Source organism: Nakamurella leprariae (assembly GCF_016918035.1).
Taxonomy (GTDB): Bacteria; Actinomycetota; Actinomycetes; order Mycobacteriales; family Nakamurellaceae; genus Nakamurella; species Nakamurella leprariae.
Window position 1 is genome coordinate 19,146 of sequence record NZ_JAERWK010000012.1, and the last position, 15,121, is coordinate 34,266.

General features: G+C 72.4%; 11 protein-coding genes. 9 read left to right on the forward strand and 2 right to left on the reverse strand.

Features of this window, described 5'->3' with window-relative positions; translation table 11 throughout:
* Positions 1-3: 3 nt before the first annotated feature.
* Positions 4-1,626, forward strand: coding sequence for a chaperonin GroEL (gene groL, locus JL106_RS09855; protein ID WP_205260542.1), 1,623 nt, complete (start codon positions 4-6; stop codon positions 1,624-1,626).
* Between the two features lie 239 nt (positions 1,627-1,865).
* On the opposite strand, the gene JL106_RS09860 is transcribed toward groL, so the two are convergent.
* On the reverse strand, positions 1,866-2,186 hold the full coding sequence (locus tag JL106_RS09860; RefSeq protein WP_205260721.1) for a WhiB family transcriptional regulator: 321 nt from the start codon (positions 2,184-2,186) through the stop codon (positions 1,866-1,868).
* A gap of 679 nt (positions 2,187-2,865) precedes the next feature.
* On the opposite strand from JL106_RS09860, the gene JL106_RS22010 reads away from it, so the two are divergent.
* From JL106_RS22010 to JL106_RS09890, 6 genes are all read left to right on the forward strand, one after another.
* Positions 2,866-3,462: a LuxR C-terminal-related transcriptional regulator gene (locus JL106_RS22010; RefSeq protein WP_205260543.1), complete on the forward strand. Its 597-nt coding sequence runs from the start codon at positions 2,866-2,868 to the stop codon at positions 3,460-3,462.
* Positions 3,463-3,789: 327 nt separating this feature from the next.
* Positions 3,790-4,491 (forward strand): RNA polymerase sigma factor ShbA, encoded by a 702-nt coding sequence (gene shbA / locus JL106_RS09870; RefSeq protein WP_236007358.1) that lies wholly within the window; start codon positions 3,790-3,792, stop codon positions 4,489-4,491.
* Positions 4,488-5,783 carry a hypothetical protein gene (locus JL106_RS09875; RefSeq protein WP_205260544.1) on the forward strand — a complete coding sequence of 432 codons (1,296 nt, stop codon included), beginning with the start codon at positions 4,488-4,490 and terminating at the stop codon, positions 5,781-5,783. The genes shbA and JL106_RS09875 overlap by 4 nt, the downstream gene beginning before the upstream one ends.
* Positions 5,784-6,038: 255 nt before the next feature.
* Positions 6,039-7,643, forward strand: coding sequence for an IMP dehydrogenase (guaB, locus tag JL106_RS09880; protein WP_205260545.1), 1,605 nt, complete (start codon positions 6,039-6,041; stop codon positions 7,641-7,643).
* Positions 7,644-7,792: 149 nt separating this feature from the next.
* Positions 7,793-8,935: a GuaB3 family IMP dehydrogenase-related protein gene (locus JL106_RS09885; RefSeq protein ID WP_205260546.1), complete on the forward strand. Its 1,143-nt coding sequence runs from the start codon at positions 7,793-7,795 to the stop codon at positions 8,933-8,935.
* Between the two features lie 76 nt (positions 8,936-9,011).
* Positions 9,012-9,977, forward strand: a complete 966-nt coding sequence (locus JL106_RS09890) for an MSMEG_6728 family protein (protein WP_205260547.1) — start codon at positions 9,012-9,014, stop codon at positions 9,975-9,977.
* A 149-nt stretch (positions 9,978-10,126) separates the two neighbouring features.
* On the opposite strand, the gene JL106_RS09895 is transcribed toward JL106_RS09890, so the two are convergent.
* Positions 10,127-11,728, reverse strand: a complete 1,602-nt coding sequence (locus tag JL106_RS09895) for an ABC transporter substrate-binding protein (RefSeq protein ID WP_205260548.1) — start codon at positions 11,726-11,728, stop codon at positions 10,127-10,129.
* A gap of 405 nt (positions 11,729-12,133) precedes the next feature.
* Here JL106_RS09895 and JL106_RS09900 point away from each other — a divergent pair, with 405 nt between their 5' ends.
* Together JL106_RS09900 and JL106_RS09905 are read left to right on the forward strand one after the other, a co-directional pair.
* Complete coding sequence (locus JL106_RS09900; protein WP_205260549.1) at positions 12,134-13,768, forward strand: ABC transporter substrate-binding protein; 1,635 nt, start codon at positions 12,134-12,136, stop codon at positions 13,766-13,768.
* Complete coding sequence (locus tag JL106_RS09905; protein WP_205260550.1) at positions 13,765-15,120, forward strand: CaiB/BaiF CoA transferase family protein; 1,356 nt, start codon at positions 13,765-13,767, stop codon at positions 15,118-15,120. Before JL106_RS09900 ends, JL106_RS09905 begins: the two co-directional genes overlap by 4 nt.
* Position 15,121: the final 1 nt, after the last annotated feature.

Genomic DNA, 15,121 nt, shown 5'->3' on the forward strand with positions numbered 1-15,121 from the left:
GACATGGCGAAGCAGATCAGCTTCGACACCGAGGCGCGGGCTGCGCTGCAGCGCGGCGTCGACAAGCTGGCCGACGCGGTCAAGGTCACCCTGGGCCCGCGCGGTCGGTACGTGGTGCTGGACAAGAAGTTCGGCGGCCCGACCGTGACCAACGACGGTGTCACCATCGCTCGCGAGATCGAGCTCGAGGACTCGGGCGAGAACCTCGGCGCGCAGCTGGCCAAGACCGCGGCCACCAAGACCAACGACGTGGCCGGTGACGGCACCACCACGGCGACCGTGCTGGCTCAGGCGCTGGTCACTGAGGGCCTGCGCAACGTCACCGCCGGCGCGAACCCGATGGCGCTGCGCACCGGGATCATGAAGGCGGCCGACGCGGTCGCCACCGCGCTCGACGCCCGCGCGACCCCGGTGGCGGGCAACAAGGACGCCATCGCCCAGGTCGGCACCATCGCCTCCCGGGACGAGACGATCGGCGCCCTGCTCGGCGATGCCATCGACAAGGTCGGCGCCGACGGCGTCGTCACCGTCGAGGAGCACTCCGCGCTCACCACCGAGCTCGAGTACACCGACGGTGTGCAGTTCGACAAGGGCTACATCTCGCCGTACTTCGCCACCGATCCGGAGGCCGGCGAGGCCGTGTACGAGAACGCCCTGGTGCTGCTCGTCCGCGAGAAGATCTCCGCGCTGGCCGATCTGCTGCCGCTGCTGGAGAAGGTGCTCGAGACCGGCAAGCCGCTGTTCATCGTGGCCGAGGACATCGACGGCGAGGCGCTGTCCACCCTGGTGGTCAACTCCATCCGCAAGACCGTCAAGGTCGTCGCGGTGAAGAGTCCCTTCTTCGGGGATCGCCGTCGGGCCTTCATGCAGGATCTGGCCATCGTCACCGGCGCCGAGGTGGTCTCCACCGAGGTCGGGCTGAAGCTGGCCGAGGTCGGGCTGGACGTGCTGGGCTCCGTTCGCCGGGTCACCGTCACCAAGGACGCCACCACGCTGGTCGACGGCGGCGGGTCCGCCGAGGCCGTGGCCGAGCGGGCCGCGCACCTGCGGACCGAGATCGAGTCGACCGACTCGGACTGGGACCGCGAGAAGCTGCAGGAGCGGCTGGCCAAGCTGGCCGGCGGCGTGGCCGTCATCAAGGTGGGTGCGGCGACCGAGACCGAGGTCAAGGAGCGCAAGCACCGCATCGAGGACGCCGTGGCCGCGACCAAGGCCGCGGTCGAGGAGGGCATCATCGCCGGCGGTGGGTCCGCCCTGGTGCACGCGGCCGCCGAGCTGGACGCGCTGGAGGCGGAGCTCACCGGTGACGAGGCGGTCGGAGTCGGCATCGTGCGCCGGGCGCTCACCGCGCCGGCCTACTGGATCGCCGCGAACGGGGGCCAGGAGGGCGCGGTCGTCGTGTCCAAGGTGGCCGAGCTGCCGGTCGGCCAGGGGTACAACGCCGCCACCGGCGAGTACGGCGACCTGGTCGCCCAGGGCGTCATCGACCCGGTCAAGGTGACCAAGGCCGCGGTGGCCAACGCCGCCTCGATCGCCGGCATGGTGCTGACCACCGCGACCACGGTGGCGGACGTACCGGAGCCGGAGCCGGCCGCCGCCGGTGGCGGCCACGGGCACGCCCACTGATCGCGAGCCGCTGATCGCACACCCCGCTGGGGTGACCGACGGCCCCATCCCCTCCCCGGGGGTGGGGCCGTTGTGCTCCTTCCGGGTGCGGCGCACCCCGACCGACGCAACGAACCGTCGGTCCGACTGTGTATGGTCACCCCATGGGAGGAGTGGGCTTCGCCCGTTCTGGCGCGCACGTCTCGCGCCGCCACGGCCGGGTGAGCCGATCGGGCGGTCCGGAGGCCGGAGCGAGCGGTTCAGCCCGCCTTGCTGGAGCCCAACGGAGTGCCCACCGTCGGGGACTGGGCGGCCATGAGGATCTGGTTGCGTTCTCCCTCGGAGAGCCCGCCCCAGATGCCGTACGGCTCGTGCACGCGCAGCGCGTGCTCCCGGCACTGCAGGATGGCCGGGCACTGGCCGCACACCGCCTTGGCCCGCGCCTCGCGCCGGGCCCGGGCCGGGCCGCGCTCGCCCTCGGGGTGGAAGAAGTAGGAACTGGCCATGCCGCGGCAGGCGGCGTCCAATTGCCAGTCCCAGAGGTCGGCGTTCGGTCCCGGAAGTCTTCTGGTGTCGGCCATCTCGATCTCCTCCTGGGGCACCCGGAACAGGGTGGTGCCGGCGCAGGGGGCGCGGCGGGCGGAAGCCGGTCGGAGACACGGCAGGACGGGTGCCCGGGCGGGAGCGCCGCGGTCGACGCGTCCGGACCCATCGTGCTGTCGTCACCTCGCGGGGCCCGGATCCACGCTGATCCTGGCTGCCGTGATCGTCCGACCCTAGAACCGATCGCACCGGCGGGACAAGGGGTCTGCTCGATCTTGCGGCGGCGTTCCGGAGGCCGGATCCGGCCGTGTCGGACGGCACGTCACGAGTCGGTACCGACCACCGTCGGGTTCGTGTCGTTCGCCCGGTTCCGGGGTACTCCGACGCCCCACCGCCGGGCGACGCGCGCCCGAGCGGGTGATGGCGCGATCCATCCGGCCGGTGGCGCTCCGGTCGCCCTGTGGACACGGGACCGACCGGGATTGATCTTCCGGGGGACGGCGCGCCGACGAGTCGGTGAGATCCGCGAAAGCTGGGGGTTTCGGAGAGCAACCGATCGGCTACACTCCGTGAGTAGTCGGGGGCGATGCCTGACCGACCTGACCAAGGCGGTCGAGACAACACGGGTCGGATGGCCGGATCGGGGCCGAGGGATCTCGGCGCCGTCGGCAATGGTCGAGCGCAGCCCGGTCAGGGCTCGCGAGGGAGTGGGTTGACGTGACCACAGTGCTCATCTGCGACGAGCGCCGCAGCGCCCGGGACGGTCTGACCCGGGTCATGACGGCGGTGCCGTCCGTGGACTCGATCGACTGCGTCGGCAGCGGGGACGAACTGCTCGCGCGGTACGGCCGCCAGGCCACCGACGTCGTGCTGATCGGCACCCAGCGCGCGTTGACCAGTGGCATCGAGGCGACCCGACGGTTGCTGGCCATCCATCCGTCGGCCGTCGTCATCGTGTTCGGGTCACCGGACGACACCGCGTCCATCGCCGCGGCCATCGCCTGCGGGGCGCGCGGGTTCCTGCGCTGGGACGCCACCCAGCCGGAGATCGTGGCCGCCCTGGCCGACACCCTCACCATCCCGCGGCTGCCGGCTGTGCGGGACGCGGTGGACGGGGAGGCGCCGCTGACCGAGCGCGAGCTGCAGGTGCTGCGCGGGATGAGTCAGGGGCAGAGCAACGGTGAGATCGGCAAGGAGCTGTTCCTGTCCGAGGACACCGTCAAGACGCACGCACGGCGGCTGTTCCGCAAGCTCGGGGCGCGGGACCGGGCCCAGGCGGTGGCGCTGGGTTTCCGGCGCGGGCTGGTGGCCTGACCGCCGGTCCCGGTCGCCGATCTGACGGATGACCGGACGACCGACCCGACCACGGCGTGCGGTCATGCGGTGCTGGGGCACGGTTCCGTCGGTCGGCCCAACGAGTTCCGGCATCCGTTTCCGTCGACGTTGCACGCAGTGTGACGAAATGTGTGGATCGTCACGTTCTGTCGCATTGGGTCGTCGCAGCGAAGACGGCGATGTGCCGAAGGGGCGGTGTCCACTCCACTGACGTGCCGCTCCCTGCCCACTTCCATGTTCGGACCGTTAGCATCACTCGCCGAACACGGGGTTGGACCGGGTGAACGCTGGGGGAAGGTGGTCACGATGACCTCCGCCGGCGTGCCCAGGCGTGTAATGCGCGGGCTGTCCGCTGCGATGAAGCAGACGGACCCCGAGGCGGAGCACCTCGAGGCCGCAGCGTCCGACCCCACGGGAGCCGACGACCGGTCCGGGAACACCCTGGACCTCGACGCCGATCTGGCCGTCACCGGTGACCGGGCCGCGCTGGAGCGTGTGCTCGCCCAGATCCATCCCGTCATCGTCCGATACTGCCGGACCCGCCTGTCCGACGGCCACCGCTCACTGGTGACCCCGGACGACATCGCCCAGGAGGTGTGCATGGCCGTCATCTCGGCGCTGCCCACCTACCGGCGCGAAGGGCGGCCCTTCCTGGCCTTCGTCTACGGCATCTGCCACCACAAGGTGGCCGATGCCCATCGCGCCGGCGGCCGCTCGCGGTCCCAGCCGTTCGCCGAGGTCCCGGACTCCGTGGCCACCGATCGCACGCCCGAACAGGTCGCCGTGCAGGGCTCGGTCACCGCGTCGATGAACGAACTGCTGACCGTGCTGCCCGAGCAGCAGCGGGAGATCCTGCGACTGCGGATCGGGGTGGGCCTGTCGGCCGACCAGACCGCGCAGGCGCTGGGCATGTCGGCCGGGGCGGTGCGGGTCGCGCAGCACCGCGCGCTGGCCAAGCTGCGCACCGTCCTGGCCAACGACGACGCCTGGCCGGAGCAACTGCTGTGAGCCGACGCCGCCGGGACACCCCCACCCCGGGGTCCGGAACGCCCGCCGCCGACTCCCTGGCTCCCATCGACCTGGACGCGGTGCTGACCGACGACCGCCTGCTGGACGACCTGCAGCAGCGTCGCTCCGGACTGCGGTTGGTCGACGCGCAGCAGGACCCGATCCCGGATCTGTTCGCCGCCTGGCGGCAGGACGTCGAGGCCGTCCCGGTCCCGCCACCCCCGCCGCTGCGGGTGGCCGCTGCCGCGCTGGAGGCGGGTCGCCCTCAGCCGCGCCGCGGCGTGCGGCCCATGCTCGCCGTCGCGGCCGCCATCGCCACCCTGCTGCTCGGCATCGGGGTGGGCGTGACCCGGTCGGCCACCGAGGAATCGCCGCTGTGGCCGATCGCCCAGCGGCTGTGGGCCGATCGGGCCGAGTCGGTGGCCAGCAAGCGGGCGGTCGAGGACGCTCTCGGCGACGCCGAGATCGCCCTGCAGGCCGGCCAGCCGGACGCGGCCCGCCGTGCGCTGCAGGTGGCCGAGGCCGCGGTCGACAACGTGCAGGACCTGGACGGCCGGGACACCCTGGCCACCCGGCTGCAGGACCTGCAGACCAAGGGTGGGGTCACCCCGGCGCCGCGCGCCTCGAGTGGTCCGAACTTCGCCGCGCCGCCGTCACTGTTCGTGCCGCCCACGGCGAGCAGTCAGACGACCGGCACCCCGACCCCGCAGTCCGGGACCAGCACCTCACCGAGCCCGTCGCCGTCCGGCGCGCCGCCCGCGACGGGATCCAGCGCGGCGGTGACCGACGTCGGCACCCAGGGCCCTGGCACGTCCATCGAGACCCGGCCGACCCGCTCCGTGGTGCCGGCCCGCCCGGTGCCGCCGGTCGACGGCAGCGAGCCCTCGACGTCGTCGTCATCCGCATCGGTGCCGTCGACGCCGGCCACACCCTCGACGCCGGCCACACCCGTCGCCCCGCCGCCGGCGTCCACCTCCGAGGAGCTGCCACCGGTGGTGGTGATCCCGCCGGCCGAGACGCCGAGTTCGCCGGTGGAGACCCCGACCACCCGCCCGGCCGAGTCCTCGACGACCCCGGCCACCCAAACCACGCCGACCAGCCCGGTCAGTACCCCGTCGAGCACCGCGACCGATCCGGCGACGTCCGAGCCGGACGGGACGCCGACCACGCCCGGCACCGGCACGACCGTCGCGACCACCGGCTCGACGGGGCCGGAGCCGACCGGGGACCCGGCCGCACCGACGCCCGGCACGGACGCCCTGTCCCGCCCGGGTCAGCTCGAGATCCGCTGATCACCGGCCGATCACCGGCTGATCAGCGGCCGGATCAGCGGCTGATCGTGGGAGTGCCCGGCCGCTCCCGCGGGGCGCTGTTCACCGTCGGCTGACCGCGACGGGCGGCCGGGAGCCCTCGCCTACGATGGTTCTACGCCCCTCGTCCGGCTCCGCCGCCGGCGCCGGTGGCGCCGCCTGAGTCGGTGCGCGTGGGACGTCGATCAGGGCCGGGTCCGGATGCGGACGTCCAGGCTCCAGGCAGGAAGGGTGTCGATGTCCGTCTCCGTGTCCCAGCCGGTGACCGTTCCCCAGGTGTCCGGATCCGGGTCGTCCCCCGACGGACCGCCCCCGGCCCCGCCCGCAGCGGCCACGACCGCTCCGCGCGAGATCGCCGAGAACGACAAGTTCGTCACGGTCGGGCTCACCTACGACGACGTGTTGCTGCTGCCCGACGCCTCCGACGTCATCCCGAGCGAGGTCGACACCAGCACCCGGCTGACCCGTAACATCCGCATCCGGGTGCCGCTGCTGTCCAGTGCGATGGACACCGTCACCGAGGCCCGGATGGCGATCGCCATGGCCCGCCAGGGCGGGCTGGGCGTGCTGCACCGCAACCTGTCCGTGGACGACCAGGCCTCGCAGGTGGAGATCGTCAAGCGCTCCGAGGCCGGCATGGTCACCGACCCGGTCACCTGCTCGCCGGAGACCACGCTGGCCGAGGCGGACGCGCTGTGCGCCAAGTTCCGCATCTCCGGCGTCCCGGTCACCGATGCGTCCGGGCACCTGCTGGGCATCATCACCAACCGCGACCTGCGCTTCGAGGTGGACCTGAGCCGCCCGGTGCGCGAGGTGATGACGAAGATGCCGCTGGTCACCGCGCCCGTCGGGGTGAGCGCTGACGCGGCCCTGGGCCTGCTGCGCAAGCACAAGATCGAGAAGCTGCCGCTGGTCGACGCGGACGGCCGGCTGCGCGGCCTCATCACGGTCAAGGACTTCGTCAAGACCGAGCAGTACCCGAACGCGACCAAGGACCACGACGGCCGGCTGCTGTGCGGTGCTGCCGTCGGAGTCGGGGACGAGTCGTACGCCCGGGCCATGGCGCTGGCCGACGCCGGGGTGGACGTGATCATGGTCGACACCGCGCACGGCCACTCCACCCGCGTGCTGGAGATGGTGTCCCGGCTGAAGCGGGACCTGGCCGGCCGGGTCGACATCGTCGGCGGCAACGTGGCCACCCGGGCCGGGGCCCAGGCCCTGGTCGACGCGGGAGCCGACGGGGTCAAGGTCGGCGTGGGTCCCGGTTCCATCTGCACCACCCGGGTGGTCACCGGCATCGGCGTCCCGCAGGTCACCGCGATCTGGGAGGCGGCCAAGGCGTGCCGTCCGGCCGGTGTGCCGGTCATCGGCGACGGCGGTCTGCAGCAGTCCGGCGACATCGCCAAGGCCATCGCGGTCGGCGCGGACAGCGTCATGCTCGGATCGCTGCTGGCCGGGGTGGCCGAGTCACCCGGCGAGCTGATCTTCGTGGCCGGCAAGCAGTACAAGGCGTACCGCGGCATGGGATCCCTGGGTGCGATGCAGTCGCGCGGCGAGGCGAAGTCCTACTCCAAGGACCGCTACTCGCAGGACGACGTGCTGTCCGACGACAAGCTGGTGCCCGAGGGCATCGAGGGCCGGGTGCCGTTCCGGGGCAGCCTGGCTGCGGTCAGCCACCAGCTGATCGGCGGGCTGCGCGCGGCGATGGGCTACACCGGGTCCGGCACCGTGGCCGAGCTGCAGCAGGCCAAGCTGGTCCGGATCACGGCGGCCGGCCTGCGCGAGTCGCACCCGCACGACGTGACCATCACCTCCGAGGCACCCAACTACATCGACCGCTGATCCCGTCCCACCTCGCACCGGGACCGGGGATGCGCACCGGCGGCTAGCATGCTTCCGGCGCGGTCCGGCTGCGCCCGGGACCGCCCGTCGGCGGATCCGAGAGCTGTGCCGCCGGCGGGAGCCGGGGGCCGACCGCGAGGAGTCCCTCAGTGCCCGACACCGTGGAGATCGGCATCGGGCGGGACGCCCGCCGGGTCTACGGCCTGGACCAGGTCGCGATCGTCCCGTCCCGGCGCACCCGGTCGTCGGCCGACGTGTCCACGGCGTGGCAGATCGACGCCTACCGGTTCGACATCCCGCTGCTCACCCGACCCAGCGACGCCGTGGTGTCCCCGCAGGTCGCGGTGGCCGTCGGCCGGCTCGGCGGGCTCGGCGTGCTGGACGGCGAGGGCCTGTGGACGCGGCACGAGCAACCGCAGTCGGTGATCGACGAGCTGGTGCGCACCGCAGAGCAGGCCGCAGACCCGGCCGAGGTCACCGCCGCCCTGCAGCGGGCGTACTCATCGCCGGTGCGGGACGACCTGGTCCAGCAGGCGGTGGCCGAGTTGCGGGCCGACGGCGGCACGGTCGCCGTCCGGGTGTCCCCGCAGAACGCGGCCGCCCTGGCCCCCAGCCTGGTCGCCGCGGGCGTCGAGCTGCTGGTCATCCAGGGCACCATCGTCTCGGCCGAGCACGTGCGGGTCGGCCGGGGCGGCGAGGAACAGCCGCTCAACCTGAAGTCGTTCATCTCCGACCTGGAGATCCCGGTGGTGGTCGGCGGGTGCACCAACTACCAGACCGCCACCCACCTGATGCGCACCGGCGCCGCCGGGGTCATCGTCGGCACCGGCGCCGGCCCCACCTCGACGACCGACGAGGTGCTGGGCATGGCGGTGCCGATGGCCACCGCCATCGCCGACGCGGCCGCGGCCCGCCGCTCATACCTGGACGAGACCGGCGGCCGGTACGTGCATGTCATCGCCTCCGGCCCGATCGAGACCAGTGGCGACATCGCCAAGGCCATCGCCTGTGGCGCCGACGCGGTGATGCTGGGCGAGCCGCTCACCGCCGCGGCCGAGGCCCCGGCCGACGGCTGGTTCTGGCCGTCCACGGCCGCGCACCCGGTGCTGCCGCGGGGGTACGCGGCGCCGTGCGGTCCCGCCGACGTCCCGCTGGAGCAACTGCTGCTCGGCCCGGCGGCCGGCGCCGACGGCCGCACCAACCTCTTCGGAGGGCTGCGCCGCGCCATGGCCAAGGCCGGGTACTCCACGCTCAAGGACTTCCAGCGGGTGGGACTCACCGTGTCGATCTGATCGGCCCGGATCTGATCGTGCCGGCCCCGATCGGGGCTGCACCCGAGGCGCCGGACGTGGCGGGCAGACTGGCCGGATGCAGACCTTCCTGCCGTACCGAGACTTCCGGGCCAGCGCCGAGGTGCTCGACTCGCCGCGGCTGGGCAAGCAGCGGGTGGAGACCCTGCAGGTGCTGCGGGCGCTGGAGCTGCCGGAGTACGGCTGGCGCAACCACCCGGCCGTCATCATGTGGCGCGGCCGGCTGCCCGCGCTGGTCAGCTACGGGCTGACCATGGCCCAGGTCTGGACCGAGCGCGGGTTCGGTGACACCACCGCGGCCCAGATGATCGAGTTCGCGCCCGAGGTCGCCGATCTCACGCAGGAAGAGCTGACCGCGGACGGGCTGGTGCCGAGCTGGCTGGGCCGGGAGGACTTCCACGTCTCGCACCGCAGCCGGCTCATCACCAAGGACCCGGACACCTACCGGCCCCGGTTCCCGGGCACCCCTGAGGGGCTGGAGTACGTGTGGCCCGGCGCCGACCCGACAGCCCCGGCGGCGTCACCGGCGCTCGGCCGCCCGCTCTGGGTGGTGCGGCCCGAGACCGAGGCCGAGCTCGAGGTGTTCACCACTGAGTCGGTGATCGGGTTGGGGGAGAGCACCGGACTGCCCGTCGATGCCGTCGGGCTGGACGAGGCCGCGCTGCGGAACGCCGCCGGCATCACCGGGCGGAAGCGCCCCGGGCGCGGCCTGGTCGCCCTGCGTCTGCTGCTGGACCGGTTGCGCCCGGACGACGAGGTCGCGGTCCTGATCGACGAGGGTCGCAGCCTGCTGGTCGGCGTCGTCCTGGACTCCTACCGGCACGACCGCCGCTCGGCGGTCCCGCACCGGTGGCCGGTGCGGTGGGACCGGACCGTGCCGCGGGCGGCCGTGGTCCGGCCGGCCCGCCTGCAGGACCCGCGACCGGCGTTCACCGTCGACCTGGCCGCCGAGCCGGTCGCCCCGGCCGGTCGGACGACGACGGACGAGCCGGTCCGGGCCACCGACCGACCGTCCAGCCGCTGACCCGTCCTGCCACGGATTCGTCCTGCCACTGGCCCGGGCTGCCCCTGGCCCGTCCCGCCGACGGGACCCGGCGGGACGGGTGGGGGAACGGCCGGGGCGGTGTGACGCCCGGGACGCGGGTCAGTGGTCGGGCCGCACGAGGGTCTGGCTCAGGCGTTGGTCCCGACGGCCACCCGGCGCATGTCGAACATGTACTCCGGCTCGTAGCCCTCGGGGAACACCACGTTGGTCGTCCACACGGTCGGCGGGGTGTGGTGGTGGATCGGGATGGACTTGCGGATCTGCTTCTCCGCCTGGACCATGTCGGCGATCGCCGGCAGTCGCTCCTGCTGCGTCGTCCCGACGAGCGCGTCCTTCCAAGCGGTCTCGAACTCCGGCGTGGTCAGGTTCCACGGGTTGGCGTACTGACCGGGCAGGTTGCCCTGGTAGACCGTGGTCGGGTCGGCCCACGGTGAGCCCATGCCGATGAAGGCGTTGCCCTCCTGCCGGCTGAAGAACGTGACACCCGTGGTGGCCGAGTCGATCACGCGGGTGTTCACGGTGAACCCGGCCTCGGCGAACATCGGCACCAGCGCCTCGGCGGCACCGCGGTGACTGTCGGTGCCCGGCACCAGCATCTCGAACTCGACGCCGTCCGGGTAGCCGGCCTCGGCCAGCAGCTCGCGCGACTTGGCCGGATCCAGGTTGTACTCCGGCATGTCGGGCTCGACCGCCGGATCGTGGGCCCAGTGGGTCGGCGGGATGAACTGCGCCACCGGGGTGCCGAAGCCGAAGAACACACCGTCCACGATGCCCTCCCGGTCGATCGCGTGCTCCACGGCCTCCCGGACCCGGAAGTCGTCGAACGGCGGCTTGCTCGGGTTCATCGTCATGCCCAGCACGGTGAGGCTCTTGGACGGCACCGCGTTGAGCCCGGCGCCGCGGGCCTGGTCGGCCTGCGACGGCTCCAGGTAGGCCGCATCGGCCTGGCCGCCGAGCAGCATGTTCATCCGGGTGGCTGCGGTGGGCTGGCCGTACAGCTCGTACTTGGCCGCCTTGGCCGCCTCCGGATCCCAGTAGTCCGGGTTGCGCTCGAACTTGACCACCTGGTTGGGGATGTACTCGGTCATCCTGGCCATGCCGGACCCGACGGGATTCTGGTCGAGGTCGGGGTTGTCGAACGCGGCCGGGCTGACCAGGGCGCCGGCAGTGGAGGCGAACAGCCCCGGCAGGTCGCCGCCCGGGCCGGCCAGGTTGATGCGGATCTCGGTGGGGGAGATGACGTCCACCGAGGCGATCCGGGACATCGTGCCCTTGAGCGTGCCGTTCTCGAGGGTGCGGGCGCGATCGAGATTGGCCTTGACCGCCTCCGCGTCGAGCGTCGTGCCGTCGATGAAGGTGACGTCGTCGCGCAGCTGCATGACCAGCGCAGTGCCGTCGTCCACGAACTCCCAGGACGTGGCGACCTGCGGTTGCAGCTCACCGTTCTGGTCCTCGTAGATGAGGTGGTCGTAGACCAGCTCGTAGGCGATGTTGTCCCACTGGTTGGCGGACCGGTGCGGATCGAAGCTGGACGGTGTCTGCACGAACACGTAGCGGAACGTCCCGTTCGGATCGATCTCGGTCGCCTGCCCGGGCAGCGGTCCGGACGCCGACCCGTCGGTCGGTCCGCTGCCGGCGTCGCTGCTGCCGCCGCACGAGGCCAGCAGCACGGAGGCGGCGCCCAAGGCGGCCAACCACCTGCTCCGGGGGCGGATCCGGGTACGCGCCATTGCGTTCTCCTCGTCATCACAGTCCTGGCACACAGCTGCGCGCGACCGTCGCGGACCGTCCTGCGGGTCGGGAACCCGGGCGGACGACCGGTGCGGTCGGCACGGCTTGGGATCCGGCGACGGGATGGGGCCCGGTCGCCGGACGGGGGGACAGCCGGTGCTGGACGGGGGTTGATTTGTGACGGACTCCGTCAGTAGAGTGCCACACGCGAGGTGATCCCGCTCACTCGGGCCGCCCGACACTCCGGGGATCCCGGAACGGAACCGGCACTGCGCTCTCGGCGACGAGGCCGAGACACCCCCCAGCGCAGTCGATCCCGGTCATGCAGTGATGTCGTGCCGTGCTGTCCGCCGCTGTCTCCGGCGCGCCCGGCACCCCCATGTCAACGAAGGAGTTGGTCTGGAATGAGGAGTACCCGCCGCGCATCCCGCGCCTTGTCCCTGACGGCCGCGGCGATCGGAGCGGCGCTGGTGCTGTCCTCCTGCGCCTCGAACGATCCGCCGCCGCCGCTGCAGGAGGAGTCGGTCGCCTCCCTCGAGCGCAACCCGTTCGGCAGCGACCTGGCCACCGACGGCACGCCCGAGCCGGGCGGCACGCTGATCATGGCCGGCCAGGGCGTGAGCGGTTTCGACCCGGTGAAGACCAGCGGCGGCCTGGGCATCTACGACCAGCTGCTGAAGGTCGAGCCGGACGGCACGATCTCGCCGTACATGGCCGAGTCGATGACCAGCCCCGACGGCGGCACCACCTGGGTGCTCAAGCTCCGCGACGGCGTCAACTTCAGCGACGGCACCCCGTTGGACGCCGAGGCGGTGGTGTTCAACGTGCGTCGCCACATGGACAACCCGACCGCCGCCGGCCACGCCGCCTCGCTGCCGATCGTCGACCTGGTCGCCACCGACCCGCTCACCGTGACCTTCACCCTCAGCAGCCCGATCGGCGAGTTCCCCGCCCGCTTCGCGGACCCCTTCGTGGCCGGGTCGTTCGTCGGCGCACTGGGTGTCATCGGCTCGCCGACCGCGATCCAGCAGTACGGCGACGACTACAACCGCAACCCGGTCGGCGCCGGCCCGTTCAAGCTGGTGTCCTGGACGCCCGGCAGCCAGGTCGTCCTGACCAAGAACGAGGACTACTGGCAGAAGGACAAGGGCCTGCCGTACCTGGACGGCTTCGAGTACCGCCAGATCCCCGACACCGAGACCCGTTTCGCCTCGCTGCAGAACGGCGACGTCGACATGATCGGGTCGCTGTTCCACTCCGAGCTCATCGGCGGCATCGACAACCCGGACCTCAACGTCTACTACCGGTCCGGTAACGGCGCCGAGTGGCTGTACTTCAACCAGACCGAGCCGCCGTTCGACGACCGCCGCATGCGGGAGGCCGTCGCGGTGGGCCTGAACCTGGATGCGTTGAGCGCCACCCAGTTCCGCGGCCGCATGGAGCGGGCGGACAGCTACTTCGGTGAGGACAGCCCGTACTACAACGCGGAGGCCGGCGCCTCCTGGCCGCAGTACGACCTGGCCAAGGCCAAGGCCCTGGTCGACGAGTACGTCGCCGACGGCGGCTCCCGGGCCGTGCGCATCTCCAACACCACCGCGCCGAACCGGGTCAAGTTCGCCGAGTTCCTGCAGGCCCAGCTGACCGAGATCGGGATGGAGCCGACCGTCGAGTTCTTCGACCCGACCGAGTTCGTCGACCGGGTCCAGAAGCAGAACTTCCAGATCGTGCCGTACGCCCCCGGTCAGTGGCTGAACCCGTACCCGGTGGTCTACGACATGTTCCACACCGACGGACAGGCCAACCGCGGCAAGTACAGCAACCCGGAGATGGACGCCCTGCTCGAGCGGGCGATCAGTACCACCGACGACGCCGAGCGCGCGGACCTCTACCGGCAGGTGCAGCAGCTGGCCACCGACGACCTGGCCGTCGTCTGGTACAGCCGCGGCTACCACTCGGTGCTCACCGACAAGGACGTCAAGGGCGTGGTCCGCAACTCCGGTGGCGCCACCTACCCCGAGTACCTGTGGCTGGACCGATGACGGTCACCCAGCCCGGACGGACGCCCGGATCGGCCGCGGCGGAGCGCCGGCCGCTGCGCCTGGACGACGAGGGCGTTCCGGGTGTCAGCCGGTCGGCCACCCCGGGGGCGCTGGAGGGCGTCCGGGTGCTGGACCTGTCCAAGTTCTGGGCCGGCCCGGCGCTGACCGAGGTGCTCGGCAACATGGGCGCCGAGGTCATCAAGGTGGAGGCGGTGCAGTCGCCCGACCCGTGGCGGGCGGGCGGTGCCCGCTCCGGCCCCACCTCGCTGGGCGACGCGCCACCGGCCGAGCTGTCGGCCATCTTCAACGCGGTCAACCGCAACAAGCTGGGGATCACCCTGGACCTGAGCCGCGAGGAGGGTCGGGACCTGTTCCGCCGCCTGGTGCCCCAGGTCGACGTGGTGGTGGAGAACTACACCCCGCGGGTGATGGCCAAGTTCGGGTTCCAGTGGCCCGCGCTGCGGGAGCTGAACCCGGAGCTGGTGTACATCTCGCTGCCCGGGTTCGGCAGCACCGGCCCCTGGAAGGACCACGTCGGCTACGCCTGGCCGACCGAGGAGACCAGTGGGTTCCCGCATCTCACCGGGTACGAGGGTGGCCGGCCGATGCTCTGGGGCAGTGCCGCCGCCGACGCGATCGCCGGGGTCACCGGGGCCGTCGGCGTCCTGGCCGCACTGTTGCACCGCCGGCGCACCGGCGTCGGCCAGTGGATCGACCTGTCGCAGGTCGAGGCGCTGACCAGCTTCCTGGGCGGATCGGTGGTGGACGCCGCCCTGAACGGGACCGAGCGGCCGCGGCGCGGCAACACGGATCTGCGGTTCGAGCCGCAGGGCGTGCACCCGGCGGCCGGGGACGACCGCTGGGTGGTCGTCGCGGTGCAGGACGACACCCAGTGGGCGGCGCTGTGCGGGGTGATCGGCCGGGCCGACCTGGCCGAGCGCACCGACCTGGCCGACCGGGCCGGCCGGGCCGCGGCGCGGGAGGAGATCGCCACGGCCATCTCCGACTGGACCCGGGACCGTCCGGGACGCGAGGCCGCCACCCGGTTGCAGGAGGCCGGCGTGGCCGCTGCCCCGGTCACCCCGGGGCACGAGCTGATCGAGGACCCGCAGCTGCAGGCCCGCGACTTCTTCGAGTTCGTCGACCGGCGGTGGATCGGACCGCAACCGCACCACGGCATGTGGGCCAAGTTCTCCCGGACCCCGGGCACGATCCGGCGCCCGGCGCCCACGCTCGGCGAGCACAACGAGGCCGTGCTCGGCGGGCTGCTCGACCTGACCGCCGCGGAACTCGCCGAGCTCACGGACACCCAGATCATCGGCACCGACGCGGCCACCCTCGGGAAGTGGTGAC

What these genes read in the sequence shown, in the direction of transcription:
- JL106_RS09860 (WP_205260721.1), bottom strand. Translation starts at nt 2,186, where the DNA reads ATGGCCGACACCAGAAGACTTCCGGGACCGAACGCCGACCTCTGGGAC.
- shbA (WP_236007358.1), top strand. Translation starts at nt 3,790, where the DNA reads ATGACCTCCGCCGGCGTGCCCAGGCGTGTAATGCGCGGGCTGTCCGCT.
- JL106_RS09895 (WP_205260548.1), bottom strand. Translation starts at nt 11,728, where the DNA reads ATGGCGCGTACCCGGATCCGCCCCCGGAGCAGGTGGTTGGCCGCCTTG.
- guaB (WP_205260545.1), top strand. Translation starts at nt 6,039, where the DNA reads ATGTCCGTCTCCGTGTCCCAGCCGGTGACCGTTCCCCAGGTGTCCGGA.
- JL106_RS09900 (WP_205260549.1), top strand. Translation starts at nt 12,134, where the DNA reads ATGAGGAGTACCCGCCGCGCATCCCGCGCCTTGTCCCTGACGGCCGCG.
- groL (WP_205260542.1), top strand. Translation starts at nt 4, where the DNA reads ATGGCGAAGCAGATCAGCTTCGACACCGAGGCGCGGGCTGCGCTGCAG.
- JL106_RS09890 (WP_205260547.1), top strand. Translation starts at nt 9,012, where the DNA reads ATGCAGACCTTCCTGCCGTACCGAGACTTCCGGGCCAGCGCCGAGGTG.
- JL106_RS09905 (WP_205260550.1), top strand. Translation starts at nt 13,765, where the DNA reads ATGACGGTCACCCAGCCCGGACGGACGCCCGGATCGGCCGCGGCGGAG.